Here is a 19,574-nt window from a genome sequence, read left to right as displayed (position 1 = left end):
AAAAGTAAATTTATTGAGATGGAAAACCACGACATATTAATTGCCGAGCTGAAAAAATTACTAAGTGGCGGGAATGCACATGCTAATTTTGAAGATGCGGTTGCAGATATGCCATTTAATTTACTAGGCGAGAAGCCTAATGGACTACCATACAGCATCTGGCAACTTGTTGAGCACATCAGGATTGCCCAATGGGACATGTTCCAGTTTAGCAAAGATGCAACGTATAAATCGCCGAAATGGCCCGATGAATATTGGCCCAAAGAGGCAGCGCCTAAAAACGAAGTGGAATGGACAAATTGCCTGGCGCAGATTAAGCAGGATTTGACTGACTTTATTGCATTGATAGAATCAGACGATATCTTTACTGAAATAACCCACGGAGAGGGACAAAACATTTTACGTGAGGCCTTTCAAATTGCAGACCATAATGCCTACCACATCGCAGAAATTGTAGTTATCCGTCGTTTACTTAAAGTCTGGAAACCTTAATTAAAACATATGTTACAAAATTCAAAAGCGTTTAGTTCGTTTGCAGTAAACGACATTCAAAAGGCAAAAGACTTTTATGGCAAAACACTCGGTTTAACTGTAAAAGATAATCCCATGGGTGTTCTTGAAATCCAAATTTCAGGTTCATCAAACTTGTTGGTTTATCCCAAACCTAACCATGAGCCTGCAACATTTACAGTACTCAACTTCCCAGTCGATAATATTGAAGATGCGGTTAACACCTTAATTGAAAAAGGCGTTGCCTTTGAACAATATGACGAACAATATTTAAAGACCGATGCAAAGGGGATTTCAAGAGATAATGGAGGACCGAGTATCGCCTGGTTTAAAGACCCTGCAGGCAATATCCTTTCAGTCATAGAAACTAAAGAATAAATTTTTCAGCAGGGGCGTGATGCCAATGTGCTGACGTCTTTCTTGTTATCTGTCTTTTTGCACTAAGTAGTTTTTTCGCATCCTGATTGTGTATTAGCTTCCCCAAGGAATGTAAAATACAGCAGGAGAGTTATTACATGCGTACATAACAAGCAATTACTACGTAGTTATAGCTTGTAAATGACTGCGGTACAAGTTGCGGCCGCGTGTCTTTCGTCTCGTATCTTCAACAACTCATCTGCTCACATCATTCGCCTTGTGGCAGTGATGACATTCATCGATTATCATTCCCGCAAAAATCATTATAAGCGTTACTTGAAAGCACTTGAATTGCTCAAAAGGGCCGACTTAGAGCGCTCCTAGCGTATTTATTCATTTTGTTCCGTGTTGCTGGCGCCAAATACGCTTCGCGTTACGAGAAATATCCGTTTTGAGAAACGGTGACCGAATAACAAAAGTTTTTTCACCGCAAAAGCATTTTTTTAGGGTAACACTTAAAACAAAAACGATGAAAAAGTACATTCTTTTAGCAAGCATGGTTGCAACGTTAGCGATATCTTGTAATTCAAAATCCAATTCTTCCTCCGGTTCAGATTCAACAGGCTCAGACACTTCAATGAGCTCGATGAGTGCAACATCTCCAATGCAGGATTCATCAATGACCGATACCACCAGAACTGATAGCACTACGGTAGATAGCGTGGGCAAATCTGGTTCAAGAAACTAACTAATATGTTGGCGAACCGCCGGTTCAATTTTCAATCCAACTTCACCTCATCTGTTAACCCATCTTCCCGGTTAAAACCCTCCCTGTAAACCGATTTTATCATATAAATAAAATGAATAACCTAACGACCGAACGCTTACGTATTTTTACATGGCACATTCATGGAAGCTATCTATATTATTTGTCGCAAGGTGATTATGACATTTACATCCCCTATAATGATGAGAAATCTCCCGGTTATGTGGGGCGGGGCGAAACGTATCCTTTCGGTGAAAATGTAATTGAAGTTAACGCAGCTGATGTAAGAAATATTGATTTCGATGTTATCCTCTTTCAAAAAGATGAAAACTACCTGGTAGACCAGTTCGAAATTTTTTCTGAATCGCAAAGAACACTTCCAAAAATATACCTCGAACACGACCCGCCCTGGGACCATCTCACCAACGCAAAGCATCCGGTAACGGATGGCAGCGTGCTTATTGTTCACGTTACGCATTTCAACGAGTTAATGTGGGATAGTAACGGCTTAAAAACCAAAGTAATCGAACATGGTGTAATGCCTCAACCGTTTACATATACCGGCGAAATCCCCAAAGGCATCGTTGTCATAAATAACCTGCCAACAAGGGGGCGGCTTCTTGGTTTAGATATATTCGAAGAAGTACGAAAGCACATCCCGCTGGATTTGGTAGGGATGGGCGCCGAAGAATATGGAATTGGAGAAGTCATTCATCCACATTTACCAGCGTTTATTTCGCGCTACCGGTTTTTCTTCAATCCGATACGAAAAGTGCCTGCCTGTTGTAAGTCGGAATAACTACTGATATTCTTTTCTCCTTCATTTTTCGAAATTAAAAACGAGCCCATTATCAATGCGTCAAAAGGTGAACCCCAGAAACATTCAATTGCATCTCTCGGGGTGCAAACTATTGGCTTTCCGAGCGTATTAAATGAGGTATTTACCAATATTGGTACGCCGGTTATATCTTTAAAAGCTTTTATTAAATCATAGTATGCGGGGTGTTGCGCTGCATTTATGGTTTGAATTCTTGCAGTTCCGTCGGTATGTGTAACGGCCGGGATTTTGTCGGTCATTTCTGGCAAAACTTCATGTACAAACAACATAAACGGCGATTTTGCGGCATTTTTGAACCAGAGGTGTGCATCTTCTTCCAATACAACTGGTGCAACAGGCCTGAAATCTTCACGGTCTTTTACTTCGTTAAGTCGGGCCTGCATTTTTGGCGATATGGGCGAAGCTAGAATTGACCGGCTACCTAGCGCACGTGGTCCAAATTCCATTCTTCCCTGAAACCAACCGATAATCATGTCTTTGGCAAGTAATTCTGCAGCTTCTTTTGCCGGGTCTGCTAATTTTTGATAAGGCACTTTAGCCCATTTCAGAAAACTTTCGATTTCATCATCCGAGTACGATGGTCCCCAATAAACATGTTCCATTACAAACTCCCTTGTTTTTGCCTTTCGTTCCTGAACATCTACATACATTGCGCCACCCAGTGCAGTACCAGAATCTCCAGAAGCCGGCTGTATCCATACCTGCCTGAAATTACTTAAATCTCTGATGCGGGCATTAAGAACGCAGTTTAAAGCTACCCCGCCTGCCATAACCAGGTTTTCGCTCTTTGTTGCATGCTGCAACCAGTTAACGAGTTTAAGTACAGACTCCTCCAAAACAAACTGTAACGACCTTGCTAAATCGAAGTGAAATGAAGTGAAGGGTTCATGTCTTAGCCTTGCCGGCCCGAATCTTTCGGTCAGGTTTTCATTTTCAATGGTGTACTGACCATTATTTTGTATTTTAATGATGTCTCTAAAATCATCAATGTATTTGGTTTGGCCGTATGATGCAAGTGCCATCACTTTGTATTCATCTGATGAATGTAGGAAACCGAGATGCGTAGTCAGGTTTTCATAAAGCAATCCGAGTGAATGGGGAAGCGGAACTTCATTTATCCGGAGCATTTCATTTCCGTTTCCGGTTGCATATGTTGTTGATGTCGATTCTCCCCGGCCATCCAAAGTCAATATAGCAGCCTGCTCAAAAGGGGAAGGGTAAAAGGCGCTGGCGGCGTGTGCCGTATGGTGCTCTACAAAATGCCATACCCAATCGCTTAGCTTACTTCCATAAAATCTTTTCTGCAAGTGATGCGGCCAACCATCAACCAGCTGGGCAGGGGCATTTACAATAGACGATAGAAATAAATTATCCCACGGGTTACCTTTGGTATTGTGCTGCTGTTTACCTGGAGCAAAGGGAATCTCACAATAGGGAAGATTTGCATCGGTTTTGGGAATAAGTAAATATGGGTCGAAAGAATAAGCGATATGATCTACATCCTTAAGGTGAATTCCGGCAACGCTCAGGCAGTAATCAATGGCATGAAATGGAAGCTCATAAGTGCTAAATGGGATAGGGCGCTTGCCATGTTTAAAATGCGTAAAACGCTCTTCCTCTGCAGCGGCTAAAAGTTTACCATCTTTTAAAATAGAGGCTGTTGAATCGTGGAAAACGGCGTTTATACCGAGTATATACATAGAATGATGTTATGATGGAAAAAAAGAGAAGAATTTAAACAGATAAGACCCGTTAAACCGGGTCTTATCATTACATTGGTGGAACACGCTTAGCAGTGTCTCGTCTCATGGTGTCCCGTTTAGTGGTGTCACTTCTTTTGGGATCTTGTTTCGTTTTACTTTTCTTTTCCGTTTTTTTCTTCGTTGTATCTTGCCTTGTTTGAGCAAATCCGCCGAAGCTAAAAGCTGATAGCAGCATTAGAATTATTAACTTTTTCATAGATTAAGAATTTATTGTTTTAAAAAAACAGTAATCCTTCGAATAAAGTTCAGCACCAGAACTAAACTAAGTTTAAATCATTGCTGCTTTTTTAGTTTATGTATTTGATTTACAATATCTTATATCAATGTATGGTAAAATGCCGAAATCTAAAACGCGTAGTTTTATAGACAACTTGCGTAGAAATCCATTTCAAAAATTTCGTTGTGGAAGGTTGTTATTCGAGTGTCAGCGCTCTTAACTATGCACCGCCAAACTTTCTGATTCGGTAAATGAGGGATACCATGAAATACCGGCCAAGGCGATTTACCTGTCTATCAACGATTACGTTGTCAAAAACATCCCTGCTTATGCCAGAATTTTGGTTAAGTAAGTCAAATCCTTCCAGGCGCACGGTGGCCATATCATTTTTAAGAAACCTAAACTCCGAATACAAACGCAGCAATGTTGGGTTTCTAACATTTCCGTTATCAAATCCTGTATTTATTTGCTTTGTGAAATCGTAGCCAATGGTTAAATCTTTAAAGAAATAGTTGCGGCCTTCTATGCCATATTCAAAACGGTTCGAACGCCGGTCTGAAAAAGCATCTGTTGAGTAATTAGTAAGATTCTGCGAATAAGACGTTTCGAATTCCAGATTAACTATGTCTTTGAGGTCAACCCGGAATTCAAGTTCCTGCCTCCATGATGTGTTTTTAGCCTCTATTCTGCTTCCATCAGTAAATGAAATGTTGTTGTTCATTTGGCCTGAGCCCGAGTATCCAACAGAAAATTTGCGCTCCGGTGTAAATGGCCGGCTGATATTATAATCTCCCTGAAGTGAGTAATATCCATCCGTATTAATATAACTTGTTAACTGGTTAACGGTTCCTGGCACTTGCTGCTTCGTTGTTACAATTTTATCGCCGGTGTGTTCATACCTAAAATTAGCGATAATAACTTTTCCTGCACTCCAGTCAGCCTGCTTGTAATGCGCATTAATGCTTTGTATAAATTCTGGTTTTAAGTTGGGATTACCAGTTACAATATTCTGAAGATTGGAATTATCGGTAATTGGTTGCAATTGCAGAAAACCAGGCTGATTATTTCTCGCCCAATAATTTACATCAAACGATTTTTGATTCGAGAACTTGTAGGAAAATCGCCCTGAAGGAATGAAATTAATGTTACGGTTTTCTGTTCTAACACCGTTGCTCAGGTTTTCTCCACTCAGCAGGGTAGGCTGAACGTTAAAACCTAGAGTTAAATTTAACTTCTCACCAATGTACCGATAATTCAGGCCCGCTCTATGCGTGGTAAACTCATAATCAAAGAGATTGCTTAATGCTGGGTTGTATACTTTATTGGAGCCGTTAATGTCGAAAGTATTTTTACTGTTATCGGTTGCAGATCTGTTCCAGTTGTAATTAACTTCTAAAAAGTTTTTGCTCCAAATCGGTTCCAGAAAAGATGCCCCGGCATTTAGCCCAAGGTTACGGTTTTCCTGATTATTGATTTGATTTTGAAGCAGAGAATCAATACCCGCAGATGTTCTGTTCAGGTACTTGTTTATCGAATTTCTATCCGTCTCACCGTTTGTATAATTTAAATTTGTCCACATGGTGATGCTGCGTCCTTTTTTAGCAAATTTATGGTTGTAGAATATATTCGTGCGTACGTTTAGATTATTCGTAAAATTAGCATTTATGCTTTCACGGGTTGTAGACAGGGCGTTCTGTGTTGTTAACGAGTTGCCTGAAGAATTGTCGCTGTTGTCGGCAAAAGATATATTGGGTGAAATCTTGAGGTAATTCATCGTATCTATCTTATATTCCAAATTACCACCGAACCAGTGGTTGCGGTTACGCGTTAACGAATTGTTGCGTGCATCTTCCAGCCTGTTGGTTCCATTTTGGCCGCCTTGCAAAAAGTTTTGTGTGTAGGTTGAACTGATGGTATTATTTTTATTGTCGTTAAAATTATAACTTGCATCAGCAGAGAGTTTACTCCCGAAATCATTCTTGTAATTTAATCCGAGTGCGTTCCTGGTGGTTATTCCATCGCCTCCGCCACCACGCATATTTGCATTTGCAGCTGTACCGTCGAATGAAATTTGCTGTTCACCATCAATTCTGTTTCCACGCAAACTCGTGTTGTAACGGTCGGTATTGCCAAGTCCTGCAGATGCCCGGGCAAAGTATCCTTTCTTCTTATCTTCATCAATCGTTAAGTTCAGGATTTTTTCGGGCTCGCCGGTTTTTATGCCGGTAAGCTTTGCCTGGTCGCCATAGTCATCAACAAACTGAAGATTTTTGATGATATCGGCCGGCAGGTTTTTGATGGCCGTTGCCACATCTGTTCCAAAAAAATCTTTGCCATTAACCCTTATTTTAGTTACCGGTGTTCCCTGACTGGTTACGTTGCCATCTTTATCAACTTTTATTCCCGGAAGCTTTTTCAGCACTTCATCTACAGCATCGCCGGCTCTAACCGGAAATGCTTTTGCACTAAAGCTTACCGTATCTTCAGAAACCTTTACAGGTGGCACCCCGGAAATGGTTACCCCAGTTAAAGTGTTCGAAAATTCCTTCAATCTGATATCTGTAATATTGATGCTGGTGCCAGCTTCAATCCGGTATTTTTTCTGAAACGTATTATAGCCGATAAATGAAGCAGAAAGGGAGAATTCACGGGTTTTGATTTTGTTGAAACTGAATTTCCCATTCTCATCACTCGATGTACCTGCAGAATCGCTAATGGATTTTATTCTCACAATGGCTCCTGGAATTGGCAGCCCTAAAGTATCAGCAACGATTCCGCTAATGGTGTAATTCTGCGCTTTCGATTGTGAAAAAACCGCAAGCAATAAAAATAAGAAGAAAATCGATTTAGTAATGGTTTTCATAAAGATATCCGGCAGGTAAAGATAGATTTAACGGCCGACAAAAAATCCTAGGTAATCAATTTTTTACCTCAAACGTATTTGCCCTATTTACATAAATATCATTTTATGGAATGATGTTTCTTGAAAAAACGTCTATAATTTCATGATTGTTACTACGCTATTTTGCTTTTCCAGCTTTTTGTGATGTAATATTTTTTACCTTTTTGTGTAGGAAACTTTAACTGATAACCACCCGGCACTTTTTCAGCCTTTTGCTCTGACCCTTTCAATTGAATGGGTACACCGGCCTGGATGGTACAGTTGTTTCCTAAAAGCGATACGATTTCAGCACTAAAAATTTTACCATCTGCCCAGTTCATATTAACTTCAAATCCACCCCTTGCACGAAGTCCTGAGATGCTGCCATTCTTCCATTCACCCGGCAGCGCAGGCAATAAATCGAGATACTTTAAGTTGCTTTGTAACAGCATTTCGGCCATTCCGGCGGTTCCGGCGAAATTGCCATCTATCTGAAATGGGGGATGGGCATCGAAAAAGTTTGCATAAGTACCGCCACCAACCGAATTTCCGTCGGCAGCATCTACATAAGTTAACAAACTTCTAATCAGGCTATAGGCCCGGTCTCCGTCACGCAGTCTAGCCCACCAGTTAATTTTCCACCCTTTGCTCCAGCCGGTTCCCACGTCCGTCCGTAAATCGAGGGTTTTTCTGGCAGCAGCAAAAAAATCTGGTTGCTCTGGCGAAATTTCGCTTGCAGGAAATAAACCATAAAGGTGCGATACGTGGCGATGGTGCGGATCTGTTTCCGGAAAGTCCTTGTACCATTCTAAAATCTGCCCCTGTTTCCCAATTTTAAGCGGGTAGAGCTTTGCCTGTCGCGATAAAAGTGTATCCCGAAACTGTTTGTCAGTTCCCAGCACATTAGCCGCGGCAATTGTATTCGAAAACAGATCGCGGATGATGGACATATCCATTGTTGTTGCAACAGATACGCCTTGTTGCTTACCATCCTTATCTAAAAATTTATTTTCAGGCGATGTTGATGGTGCCGTAACGTAAAGGCCATCTTTATTTTTAACGAGCCAGTCAATTGTAAACAAAGAAGCGCCTTTCATTAGTGGATACGCAGTGTTTTTTAGAAAACTTTTATCTCCGGTGTATAAATAGTGTTCCCACAAATGCCTTGTTAACCAATTTCCACCCATATACCAGTTCGCCCACACCGGGTCGCCTTCGCCGCGATCGCCCACAGGGTTTGAGGTTGCCCAAATTTCCGAATTGTGGTGCGCCACCCAACCTCTGGCATTGTAAAACTCTTTAGCAGTTCTGGTGCCGGTAACAGAAAGGTCTTTTATAAAGCTAAATAAAGGTTCATTTAATTCCGAAAGATTGGCCACTTCCGCTGGCCAGTAATTCATCTGGGTATTAATGTTGATGGTATAATTTGAACTCCAGGGCGCTCTCATTTCTTTGTTCCATAGCCCCTGCAGGTTTGCAGCAGGACCGCCAGGTCGCGATGAAGAAATAAGCAAGTACCTTCCAAATTGAAAATACAAAGTTTCCAAAGACGGGTCTTTTGCCCCTTTGGTATAAGCCTTTAAGCGTTCGTCGGATGGCAAATTCGCTGAGGATTGGGATGTTTCTGCACCTGGAGCGCCAAGTTCAAAAGTTACCCGGTTAAAAAGATTTTGGTAATCTTTAACATGCGCCTCATACAACTGGCTGTACGTTTTATTCTTAACTTTGGTCATTAAATCGCCAACAATTTTCAACTCATCTTTTCCATCTTTGGCAGGGCATTTATCAAAACCATTAAAACTTGTTGCGGCGGTGAGGTAGAGGATAACTTCACTGGCACCTGAAACATGGATGCCTAAACCATCCACCCGATATTCGCCATCAGAGGAGGCAACAGCAATTTTGTACGAGAAACGCATGCCGTTACAGCCACTGGTATCCTCATAAATAATGGGCTTTCTATCTTTTGAATTGTAGTAAGAGGGGTCTACATGTGCAGGCGCTTTACCGTTTACTTCTAAACTGTTTTTTGTAGGGATGATATGATTTTGCAGCGGACTTGCAACTGAGGCGGTAAAATTTAGTGAAGATTTTTTGGATGCCGTGAGTTTAATAACGAACATATTTGCCGGCGCTGAAATAAACATTGTTCGGCTGTAGGTTATGCCATTCAGCTCAAATTGAGAAGAATAGGTAGCTCTTTGCAAGTCAAGTTCGCGGGTGTAGGCGGTTGGCTTAATGCCCTGTAGGTTTTGTTTAATTATCAGATTGCCAAGCGGCATATATGATTCCGTGTACATTCCCTGCATTTTTTTTGCAAGCGTATTGGCTTCGCTATAGTCTTCATTAATTAATAAAGCTTCGCGGATTTTTGGTAAGTATGATGCTGCACCCGGGTTTATATTCGGTTTGACCGGGCCACCACTGTACAGTGAACTTTCATTTAGCTGGATGAGATCTGAGTCTGCGCCACCGAAAATCATTGCACCCAAACGTCCGTTTCCTAAAGGAAGTGCCTGTGTCCATTCTTTAGCTGGTTTATCATACCATAGCCTCAGTTTTTCTTGCGAAAAACTTACGGAGATGGAGAAGAGCAATCCAATTGTGAGTACATATCTAAAATTCATATCGTTGTTGGTGTTATTTGGAATGAAAACATCTTAAAAGGCACAGTGAGCAATCAGAAAGTTCAAGTTTCTCCTTGAGCATAAACAAACGTAGTTCCGACGCTAATATACAAACACATCTTAATTCTAAGCTCAAAATATGCATTAATATAAGCTGCAATAACAAAGCTATTCGGCAGGCATATGCAAATCAGCTGCTGCCAGTGGTTACAGTCAATTAATGCTGATGATGAAGAATGCTTCTAGCTATGAATGGTTCCGATCAAACATGTTAATCTTTAAAATTAACCACAGAATTAACAATTGCGATACATAGTGTTAAAAGTACACACCTAGTTTTGCGGAATGATAGCAACAGCTGATTAACCCTTTCACCTTGCCTAGGTGAAATTTAAAACTTACACCAAAATATAACTCAAGCCTTATTAAAAAAATCATTACTAACAATTAAAAGATGACATCAATTCTTCTTAAAGCGGGTATTAAACTTACCTGCAGACGATTACTTATGCCAATAGGATTACTGGCAATATGTAATTTTCAAACCTTGGCGGCAAGCCCTCACCTTAGTGTTCCGGTTGCTAAAAATAAGTTCGCTTTTACTGTAAGTGGTACTGTAACCGACGGGAATCAACTACCAATTCCGGGCGTTAGCGTTTACGATAAAAGAACCAGGAAAACAACGGTTACAGATGGCAACGGCAGATATTCCATAGCACTTGACGAAGCAGCAACACTCGTTTTTTCATTTGTTGGGTATGATACGCAGGAAATATAGGTTAGAACAACCCGCACGTTAAACGTTTCGTTAAAAGAAAGTAGCAACACTTTAGATGAAGTGGTTGCAATTGGTTATCAAAAAATACGAAAATCGGATGTAACCGGGGCGATTAGCAGTGTTAAAGCTGCCGAGCTTAATTTAACATCGCCAACCGTTGGTCAGGCTTTGGTAGGGAAAGTTGCGGGTGTACAGGTTTCGCAAACCAGTGGTGCGCCCTATGCCGGAACTAAAATCAGGGTTCGTGGTATTGGTTCAATCAATGCAAGTTCAGATCCTTTGTACGTAATCGATGGTTATCCGGCAGGAAATAACGTTTCTATAAATCCTGAAGACATTGAAAGCATCGACATCCTAAAAGATGCGGCTTCTGCGGCGATTTATGGTTCGAGAGCTTCGGGAGGGGTAGTTTTGATTACAACTAAAAGAGGCCAGGATGGTAAAGGACGGTTTGAATACGATGTTCAGGGCGGCATTTCGCAATTGGCTAAAAAAGTTAAATTGCTGGATGCGAACCAGTTCATCCAACTCCTTATCGACGGCCGTAACAACGCCTATAAAGATTTATGGGTAAATTCTGGTAAAACATGGAACGATGCAATGTTTGGAGATAATAATGCAACACGTATTGCAAATGTTGGAAATGGAAGCAGCGTAAGTATCCCAGCCGATTTATACAACTTCTCTACGCAACAGGCAATTCCTGCAAAGTATAATACCGACTGGCAGGATGAACTTTACAGAAATGCGGCGTTTCAACGCCATAATCTTTCCTTTTCCGGTGGCAACAAAGATGTGAGGTATTTTATGAGCGGTGGTTACCAGAACAATGATGGTATCGTTACTAATACAAATCAAAAAGTAATCAACTTCCGGGCTAATATTGATGGAAACGTTAGCGAGCGCCTGCATGTGGGTGCAAATATGTCGTATACTCAAAACAACAACCGGGAGGTTCGCGAGGGGCGTTACGATTTAAGTCCGATGATGTCTGCCTTAATCTATCTTCCATACTTACCTGCGAGAGACGCTAATGGCAACCCGATTCAATTTGGTATGGCGTCATTGGCGTCGGTTTATGGTATCCAAAACCCGGAAAATCCTTTAGCAACTGTGGAGCAGCTAAAAATATCTAGAAAGGGCGACAGAAGCACTTATAATGCCAACGCCGCATACAAAATTCTGGACGGTTTAAGTTTTAAAGCAAATCTTGGTATGCAAACCTACAGTGAGAGATACGATTTCTACCTGCCAACAAGTTTGAGTAATGGGAACAATCCACCTTACTCAACGGCTTCGCTTGCTGCTGCTACCGCAATTGCACAAAACTTAAAACAGATAGATCAACTGGCAGAGTTTACATTAAATTATAACAAAACATTTGGTAAACATAAAATTGATGTTTTGGCAGGTTATTCGGCTCAAAAGACAACGAGTGATTTAATCCGTGTTTCTGCCAAAGGCTTTCAAAATGATAATATAGGTGAGATAACGGACAAGGGTGCCGATGCAAGTTTTTTTGCGCTTGATAATGCTGCAAAATCAACAAATACATTGCTTTCTTATTTTGGCCGTTTTAGTTACAATTACGCCGGAAAATATTTTTTAACGGGTTCCTTTCGTCGTGATGGTTCTTCAAGGTTCGGACCATTAAATAAATACGGGAATTTTCCATCTGTTGCAGCGGGCTGGAGCTTATCAGAAGAAGAATTTTACAACAATTTTCTTGGCGAGCAGTCTACTGTTAAAATTCGAGCAAGCTGGGGTTTAAGTGGAAATAATAACATTCCAAACTACAGAACCCAACAGGAAATGAGTTCGCCGGGTGGGGTTGTTTTCGGTAACTCAATTTCGACTGCAATTTGGCCAAATGCTATTCAGGACGGAAGCCTGGGATGGGAATCAACCTCGCAATACAATTTCGGTGCCGATGTAGGTTTGTTTAAAAACCGAGTATCCGTTATTGCTAACTATTACCTAAGTTATTCGTACAATTTATTGTTTAATCAATCTATTTCTGCAATATCTGGAACATCATCAATATTAACTAACCTTGCAGATAGTAAAATCCGCAACAAAGGTTTTGATGTGCAGGTTGATGGCAGAATTGTACAAAAAGAGCATTTTACCTTTGGTTTGAGCGGCAATATCGCGGTTAACCGCAACGAGGTTTTAAATATGGGCGGAGCGAGCACGATTTTAACCAATGGCGCTGAACGTTCCTACCTAACGCACATCACCCAGGAAGGGCAGCCTGTTGGGATGTTTTATGGTTTCAAGGCCCTAGGTAGATTAACCGCAGATAATGTTGGCAAGGTAGCGCCTTCGGCATCGGCCACAAACCCGGCAAAAATCGGCGATTTGTATTTTCAGGATACAGATGGCAATGGCATTGTTAACGATGCTGATAAAACAGTAATTGGTACACCATATCCAAAATTCACTTACGGTTTTGCATTAAACACATCATATAGAACGATCGATTTAAGGGCGTCTTTCAACGGCTCTTATGGCAATCAGGTTTTGGATGGCCAGGACTATTATCTTTATAATTTCGAGGGTTCTGGCAACCAGTATGTAGACGTGGCCGACCGCTACAGGAATGAAGCAAACCCGGGAAGTGGTTTAAATTATCGTGCTTCACGTGCAGGTACGCAAAGTAACAGTACGCGTTTGTCGTCATTCTACATTCAGGATGGTTCATATTTCAGGTGTACAAACATCACTTTAGGATATACATTCCCTAAAAGCCTGGCAACAACTTTGAAAGTAAGCAACGTTCGCGTTTACGCAAGCGTGGATAACGCATTTACAATTACCGATTACAAAGGATACAACCCGGAAGTAGATTATAGCGGTGGTTCGAATTTAACGCCTGGCGTTGATTACGGAAATTACCCTTTAGCGAGAACTTATAATGTTGGCGTAAAATTGACTTTCTAGAATTTAACAAAATGAAAAAATATACTTTAATTCCCGCTTTATGCATCGCTGTTTGTTTCAGCTCGTGCAAAAAAGAATTTTTACAGCAAACAAACCCAAATGCGGTAATCGTCGATAACTATTTTAAATCTGAAAATGACGTATTGCTGGCTGTAAACGGCGCATATCAATCTTTGCGAAGCAGCAACACCATGGGCGAAAACAGCGGACTATTTACTGATGAACGTTCGGACGATGCAGGCCGTAATGATAACCAGAGTAACGCAGGTGAACCGTTTCAGTTTAATGATTTTTCTTTACTTCCCAGTAATTCATACCTGAAAAGCCATTGGCTTGCGCTTTATCAATCTATAACAAGAAGTAATGTAATCCTGTCTAATATCGACAAGGCGACCTTCACAACGGCCGCAAATAAAAATATTTACAGTGCAGAAGCAAAATTTATCAGGGCGATAATGTATTTTGAACTGGTTAGAAAGTGGGGGCCTGTACCTTTGGTAACTAAACAGCTTACTACTACCGAAGAAATAGCTGCGAGTACATTCAGGGTACCTGAAGCAGAGGTATATGCACAGATTGTAGCCGATTTGAAAGATGCACTGAATAGCGACTTGCCTAATTTTCAGCCTGTTGCGGGCATTGGTCGTACGTCTAAAGCGGCTATTAATGCCTACTTAGGCAAAGTATATTTAACAATGGCTGCAACGCTGCCTGCCAGCAAAACTGAAAACCTCGCCAGCGCAAACACTTATTTGCTCGCCGCTTATAACATGCGGGGGTTCGGCAGTTTATCAGAAATTCCGTATCAGGATGTTTTTGATGTTGCAAAAAAATCTACCTGCAAAGAACTGATTTTTCAGATTTCTTATAAACAGGGCGATTTAAATTACAGCTCAAGCATTGCGGCGAATAACCAGGCGAGGGGGGAATCTATAAATTCGTTAAAGGTTGCTACCGGAATTGGCGGTAATGTTAAGGCAGATTTAATCAACGAATACGAAACCGGTGATTTACGGAAAGATTTTTCTGTAAAGTTTGCAAATGATGCTAACGTTAAAGATTGGTTCATCACCAAATTCCGCGATGCAAGTGCTGCAGCAACGGTTAATGGCTATGGTGGCAATGATTGGATAATGATGCGCTACGCCGATGTAATTTTGATGCTTGCTGAAGTTGCTAACTTGCAGGGAAATGATGCGCTTGCCGCACAATACCTTGATATGGTTAGGGTACGAGCCGGAAAACCGCTTTACGCAGTTGCTAAAACCGATCCTTTATACGCCGCTAATTATCCGACAATGAAATTAGCAATTCTGCACGAAAGACGCGTTGAACTTGCTTTTGAACACCACCGGTGGTTCGATTTAATTAGAAATTTCTCTGCTACAGAATTAGTAACCTATTTAAAAGCCAAGCCTCAGGCTCTCTATGGCATTGCAAAACTTGCTAACGTCTCTACAAAAGATCGTTACTTTCCAATTCCGTTTGATGAAGTGAAACTAGATCCAGCGAAGATGTATCAAAACCCTGGCTATTAATTTAAAGTAAATTGATGTTTAATGGCGACTGATCTTCAGTCGCCATTTTTAACTTTTAACCAACACTAAATGAAACAATACACGAAGAAGATATTTGTTTTTTTAATTTTTTCAACGGCATTATTTTCGGCAAATGCGCAAAATCCATCCGCAAAACTTGCCGCAGTTTTTAATGGTAATAGTAAGCGTATTTTAGTTGCAGCGCACCGCGGCGACTGGCGGAATGCACCTGAAAATTCTATGCAGGCGCTTTTAAATTCCATCGAAAAAGGTTTCGATATTATGGAACTCGATGTTAAAATGACCAAGGACAGCCAGATGGTGGTGATGCACGACAACACGGTAGACAGAACGACAAATGCAAAAGGGAAGGTGAGTGATTACACGCTCGATGAGATACTAAAATTTAAGCTTAAAAATGCCTTGAGGAGGGTTACAACGCATTCTATTCCGACAATGAAAGATATGATGTTGGCTGCGAAAGGTAAAATTATCGTTAACGTTGATAAAGGTAACGATCACCTAAAGCAGGTTTTCCAGATACTCTCAGAAACAGGAACTTTGAGCCAGGCGATAGTAAATGTTGGTGACAATGTTGATTATGCTAAGCTAAAAAAGGATGAAAATGTACCAGAGCAAGCATATTTGATGGTGGTTGTAAACATGAAACGAAATGATTTTGCTGCCATTGCCAGCAGTTATTTGCCTAACAAGCGAAGCATCATTCAACCAATTTTTGATACTGATTCTCTTGAAAGCATTAATGCAATACCACAAATTGCCAAGAAACAGGTTGTTTGGTTAAACAGTCTTTGGCCATCACTTAATGGTGGACATGATGATGACCGGGCTGTTGAGCAAAACCAGAAAAAGGAAAGCTGGGGTTGGCTAATTGAAAAAAAGCCATCAATTTTGCAAACAGACAGGCCAAGTGATTTACTCATTTATTTGAAAAAAGCTGGCTTACACAGCAACTGATTTCAGATGGTGCTGAATTGTTAACCGAGCGATATAGCGATTAATTAAAGGGCTAAAGCAATTCAAAATAAAGCATTAACAAACTTCTGCCTGCATACTAAGGAGTCACCTTTGTGCCTCCTTTTTTATTGGAATTTAATATCCGCAATGCGGAAAACGCATTTTAATTTAACCATATGTGGTACATGTTAAGTTAATATTCGGTTTCGATTCTTAAATGCCTATTCTCTTAATATTCAATTTAAATAGCTCGGTTATTTTAACAATTTAATAACCCTGGCTAACCAAATTGCTAACGCATCCAGGTGATCTTTGTGGCGCAACGAGCATTTCATCTACGGTATGCTCAACTGCGTAATCCAAACATTCATAACAAATCATTCATGAAACAAAACTACAAATTCCATTATTTGTCTTTTATTGCAAAATGGCAATGTTTTACCGCATTGTTATTTTTCCTTTCATTTAGTCTTTTTGCACAAAACGTAAAAAATGTTACCGGTAAGGTTGTTGATGAAAGCAATCAGGCTGTTCCTGGCGTAACCATTCGGATTAAGGGAAGCAACAGCGGGACCTCTACAAATGCAGATGGTATTTACAACATTCAGGCAAAAAGTACAGATGTTATTACCTATTCTATGCTAGGTGGATTAACAAAAGAAATTGCAGTTGGAAACCAGACAACGATTAATGTAACGCTGATGCCCGACAATCAAACTTTGAAAGATGTGGTTGTTATCGGTTACGGTACGGCGAATAAGAAAGATTTAACCGGCGCCGTTACTTCCATTAAAGCCGAAGAATTTAATCAGGGTGTGTTGGTCAATCCGGCGCAATTGTTACAAGGAAAAGTTGCTGGCTTAAACGTTACAAAAAGTGGCGACCCAAATGCAAAGCCATCAACCATTTTGCGTGGTCCCTCTACCTTAAGAGAAGGAGCCGCACAGGAACCATTCTATGTTATTGATGGCGTTCCGGGTGCTTCAATCGATTTGCTTGCACCTTCCGATATCGAAAATATCGACATTCTGAAAGATGCATCTTCTACAGCAATTTATGGTTCGAGAGCAGCAAACGGCGTTATAATCGTTACCACCAAAAGGTCCAAAAACGGACAGGCCCGCTTATCATATAGTGGTTATGCCGCCGTAGAAAAAGTTTCAAAAAAGTACGACATGCTTTCAGCACCCGAGCTGAGACAATATTTAGCCGATAACAAACAAACCTTAAATGCGGTTGATGATGATGGTTCTGATACGAACTGGCAATCGCTGGTGGAGCGCACAGGCTATTCGCAAAACCACAACTTGTCTTACGGGGGCGCCGGACAATCATCAGATTATGGTGCAAGTGTAAACTACCTCGACAACAAAGGCATTTTAAAAAATACATCGTTAAAAAGAACTGTAGTTCGGGCTTACCTCAATCAAAAGTTTTTTAATGATAGATTGAAGTTAGGCTTAACGATTACCAACAGTAATTCGAAAAGTTCAGACATTTACCAATCTCAGGCCTTGCCAAATATGCTTTTCTATTTGCCAACGGTTAGTCCTTTTAATACTGATGGTACTTACAAGGAAAACTACAACCGTACCGGAAGTGGAACGAGAAACCCCTTATCAATTGTAGATAATAATGCAATTGCTAACCTGAACAATAAAACGTTAATTAATGGAATGGCCCAGGTAAACATTATCGATGGTTTGAAATTTACAGCAAGCGTTTCATCACAAAGAGACCAGAATAATTACAGCACCTACCTGAACAGCCAATCTGGTTTGGCCAGAGGTGTTAACGGCCAGGCACAAAAAATCGATGTGCTGAATAAAAGTCAGGCGTTGGAAGGCTATTTTAACTACGATAAAACCTTTGGAAAACACAGTTTAAAACTACTTGGTGGTTACTCCTGGCAGGAAGACAGAACCAATGATGGCTTTGGTGTAACGACACAAAATTTTTCTAATGATAACTTAGGTTATAACAACCTTTTTCTCTCTAACCCAACTTTACTATCGCAAATTGCGTTTAACAATGCGCCAATTTCTACGTTGAGGTTGATATCTTACTACGGCAGGGTTCAGTACAACTATAATGAGCGGTATTTGTTCCAGGCATCGTTAAGGGATGATGGTTCCTCGGCTTTCGGAAGAAACAATCGTTGGGGTTTATTTCCGGCAGTTTCTGCAGGATGGAGAATCATCAGTGAAGATTTTATGCAGGCGGTTCCGGTAATCAGTGATTTAAAACTTCGTGCAGGCTACGGTGTATCAGGTAACAGCCTGGGCTTTGATGCGTTTTCATCTTTACTAATTTATGGAACGCTTTCAGGCAGTAACAAATTCCTGAATAACGGAAACATCAGTAATGCAATTGGGCCGGTAAGAAATGAAAACCCCGATTTGAAATGGGAGAGTACTGCAACCACAAACATTGGTTTAGATTTCGGTCTATTCAAAGACAGGATTACCGGTTCCTTAGATTTTTATGTTAAACAAACCTCCGATTTAATCTACGACCGTTACGAGGTTTCTACCACTCAGTTTTTCCTTCCAACTATTACCGCCAACGTAGGTAAAATTAAAAACACTGGTATCGAGCTTTCATTAAATGCAGTTGCTTTGAAAACCAATAACTTCAGGTGGACAACTTCGCCAAATATCGCACACAATAAAAACGTTGTTCAGACGCTGTCTGATGATTTTTATAAAATTGCTGCCATTCAAACAGCACAGTTAGGTGGAAAAGGACAATCTGGAAACTACAGTCAGCTAATTCAGCCTGGCTTTGCGCTGGGTACATTTAATTTATGGAATTATGCTGGTAAAAATGCTGCAGGCGTGAGTACATACATAAATGCTGCCGGACAAACCATTGCTACACAACCTTTAACAACCGATGCAAAAATTGCTGGCGATGCACAACCGAAATTAATTTATGGCTGGGCCAACAGTTTCAGCTACAAGAACTGGGATTTAAACTTTTTAGTTCGCGGAGTATTGGGAAACAAAATTTTGAATGCTACAGCAGCTTCGTTAAATAATCCTGCTGATGCAAAGCTGCAAAATATACCAAGATTTACTGTTGGCGAATCGTTCAACGATATAAATGCTTACCTGATTTCTGATCGTTTTCTTGAAAGTGGTTCTTACCTGCGCTTAGACAATGCAACACTTGGCTACACCATAAAACCTAAAACACCTTCAATTAAAGCGGTAAGGCTCTATGTTACTGCAAACAATCTGTTTGTAATTACAAATTACAGCGGTATCGACCCCGAAATTAATATTGGTGGTTTAACGCCGGGAATTGATAACAATAACTATTATCCAAAAACAAGAACTTTCAGCTTCGGTGTAAGTGCATCATTCTAAAAAATAC

The 19,574-nt window shown here is 40.6% G+C and carries 13 protein-coding genes; 9 read left to right on the top strand and 4 right to left on the bottom strand.

From position 1 onward, the window contains the following. Window positions 1-18: 18 nt before the first annotated feature. From ASG14_RS17415 to ASG14_RS17400, 4 genes are all read left to right on the top strand, one after another. Window positions 19-492, top strand: a complete 474-nt coding sequence (locus tag ASG14_RS17415; RefSeq protein ID WP_056872355.1) for a DinB family protein — start codon at window positions 19-21, stop codon at window positions 490-492. Window positions 493-501: 9 nt separating this feature from the next. Next, entirely contained in the window at window positions 502-888 is a 387-nt protein-coding gene (locus ASG14_RS17410) for a VOC family protein (RefSeq protein ID WP_056872354.1), read from the top strand. Window positions 889-1,396: 508 nt separating this feature from the next. Further along, on the top strand, window positions 1,397-1,615 hold the full coding sequence (locus ASG14_RS20330; protein ID WP_157274982.1) for a hypothetical protein: 219 nt from the start codon (window positions 1,397-1,399) through the stop codon (window positions 1,613-1,615). A gap of 112 nt (window positions 1,616-1,727) precedes the next feature. Continuing rightward, entirely contained in the window at window positions 1,728-2,432 is a 705-nt protein-coding gene (locus tag ASG14_RS17400) for a hypothetical protein (RefSeq protein WP_056872352.1), read from the top strand. Here ASG14_RS17400 and ASG14_RS17395 read toward each other — a convergent pair. The 4 genes from ASG14_RS17395 to ASG14_RS17380 all read right to left on the bottom strand — a co-directional run bounded on the left by ASG14_RS17395 (window position 2,375) and on the right by ASG14_RS17380 (window position 9,959). Further along, entirely contained in the window at window positions 2,375-4,171 is a 1,797-nt protein-coding gene (locus tag ASG14_RS17395; protein WP_056872351.1) for a carbamoyltransferase C-terminal domain-containing protein, read from the bottom strand. The two genes, ASG14_RS17400 and ASG14_RS17395, sit on opposite strands and share 58 nt — an antisense overlap. A 70-nt stretch (window positions 4,172-4,241) precedes the next feature. Further along, entirely contained in the window at window positions 4,242-4,430 is a 189-nt protein-coding gene (locus tag ASG14_RS17390) for a hypothetical protein (RefSeq protein ID WP_056872350.1), read from the bottom strand. Window positions 4,431-4,671: 241 nt separating this feature from the next. Then, complete coding sequence (locus ASG14_RS17385) at window positions 4,672-7,314, bottom strand: TonB-dependent receptor (RefSeq protein ID WP_056872349.1); 2,643 nt, start codon at window positions 7,312-7,314, stop codon at window positions 4,672-4,674. Between the two features lie 152 nt (window positions 7,315-7,466). Continuing rightward, window positions 7,467-9,959 (bottom strand): glycoside hydrolase N-terminal domain-containing protein, encoded by a 2,493-nt coding sequence (locus tag ASG14_RS17380; RefSeq protein WP_056872348.1) that lies wholly within the window; start codon window positions 9,957-9,959, stop codon window positions 7,467-7,469. Between the two features lie 454 nt (window positions 9,960-10,413). On the opposite strand from ASG14_RS17380, the gene ASG14_RS20550 reads away from it, so the two are divergent. The 5 genes from ASG14_RS20550 (at window position 10,414) to ASG14_RS17360 (ending at window position 19,567) form a co-directional block, all read left to right on the top strand. Next, a complete protein-coding gene (locus tag ASG14_RS20550) occupies window positions 10,414-10,737 on the top strand; it encodes a carboxypeptidase-like regulatory domain-containing protein (protein ID WP_235528617.1) in 324 nt (107 codons plus the stop codon). 60 nt (window positions 10,738-10,797) lie between these two features. After that, window positions 10,798-13,680 carry a TonB-dependent receptor gene (locus tag ASG14_RS17375; protein WP_235528616.1) on the top strand — a complete coding sequence of 961 codons (2,883 nt, stop codon included), beginning with the start codon at window positions 10,798-10,800 and terminating at the stop codon, window positions 13,678-13,680. 11 nt (window positions 13,681-13,691) lie between these two features. After that, a complete protein-coding gene (locus tag ASG14_RS17370) occupies window positions 13,692-15,218 on the top strand; it encodes a RagB/SusD family nutrient uptake outer membrane protein (RefSeq protein WP_056872347.1) in 1,527 nt (508 codons plus the stop codon). A gap of 69 nt (window positions 15,219-15,287) precedes the next feature. Beyond that, on the top strand, window positions 15,288-16,196 hold the full coding sequence (locus ASG14_RS17365) for a glycerophosphodiester phosphodiesterase family protein (RefSeq protein ID WP_056872346.1): 909 nt from the start codon (window positions 15,288-15,290) through the stop codon (window positions 16,194-16,196). A gap of 383 nt (window positions 16,197-16,579) precedes the next feature. Further along, window positions 16,580-19,567, top strand: coding sequence for a TonB-dependent receptor (locus tag ASG14_RS17360; protein WP_056872345.1), 2,988 nt, complete (start codon window positions 16,580-16,582; stop codon window positions 19,565-19,567). Window positions 19,568-19,574 lie beyond the last annotated feature (7 nt).

This window comes from Pedobacter sp. Leaf194 (assembly GCF_001423945.1).
Taxonomy (GTDB): domain Bacteria; phylum Bacteroidota; class Bacteroidia; order Sphingobacteriales; family Sphingobacteriaceae; genus Pedobacter.
This window is presented reverse-complemented; position numbering and strand designations above follow the sequence as displayed.

Bases quoted from the DNA above. Each gene is read 5' to 3' on its own strand.
- ASG14_RS17410 (WP_056872354.1), top strand. From the start codon at position 502: ATGTTACAAAATTCAAAAGCGTTTAGTTCGTTTGCAGTAAACGACATT.
- ASG14_RS20550 (WP_235528617.1), top strand. From the start codon at position 10,414: ATGACATCAATTCTTCTTAAAGCGGGTATTAAACTTACCTGCAGACGA.
- ASG14_RS20330 (WP_157274982.1), top strand. From the start codon at position 1,397: ATGAAAAAGTACATTCTTTTAGCAAGCATGGTTGCAACGTTAGCGATA.
- ASG14_RS17395 (WP_056872351.1), bottom strand. From the start codon at position 4,171: ATGTATATACTCGGTATAAACGCCGTTTTCCACGATTCAACAGCCTCT.
- ASG14_RS17360 (WP_056872345.1), top strand. From the start codon at position 16,580: ATGAAACAAAACTACAAATTCCATTATTTGTCTTTTATTGCAAAATGG.
- ASG14_RS17400 (WP_056872352.1), top strand. From the start codon at position 1,728: ATGAATAACCTAACGACCGAACGCTTACGTATTTTTACATGGCACATT.
- ASG14_RS17415 (WP_056872355.1), top strand. From the start codon at position 19: ATGGAAAACCACGACATATTAATTGCCGAGCTGAAAAAATTACTAAGT.
- ASG14_RS17390 (WP_056872350.1), bottom strand. From the start codon at position 4,430: ATGAAAAAGTTAATAATTCTAATGCTGCTATCAGCTTTTAGCTTCGGC.
- ASG14_RS17365 (WP_056872346.1), top strand. From the start codon at position 15,288: ATGAAACAATACACGAAGAAGATATTTGTTTTTTTAATTTTTTCAACG.
- ASG14_RS17380 (WP_056872348.1), bottom strand. From the start codon at position 9,959: ATGAATTTTAGATATGTACTCACAATTGGATTGCTCTTCTCCATCTCC.
- ASG14_RS17385 (WP_056872349.1), bottom strand. From the start codon at position 7,314: ATGAAAACCATTACTAAATCGATTTTCTTCTTATTTTTATTGCTTGCG.
- ASG14_RS17370 (WP_056872347.1), top strand. From the start codon at position 13,692: ATGAAAAAATATACTTTAATTCCCGCTTTATGCATCGCTGTTTGTTTC.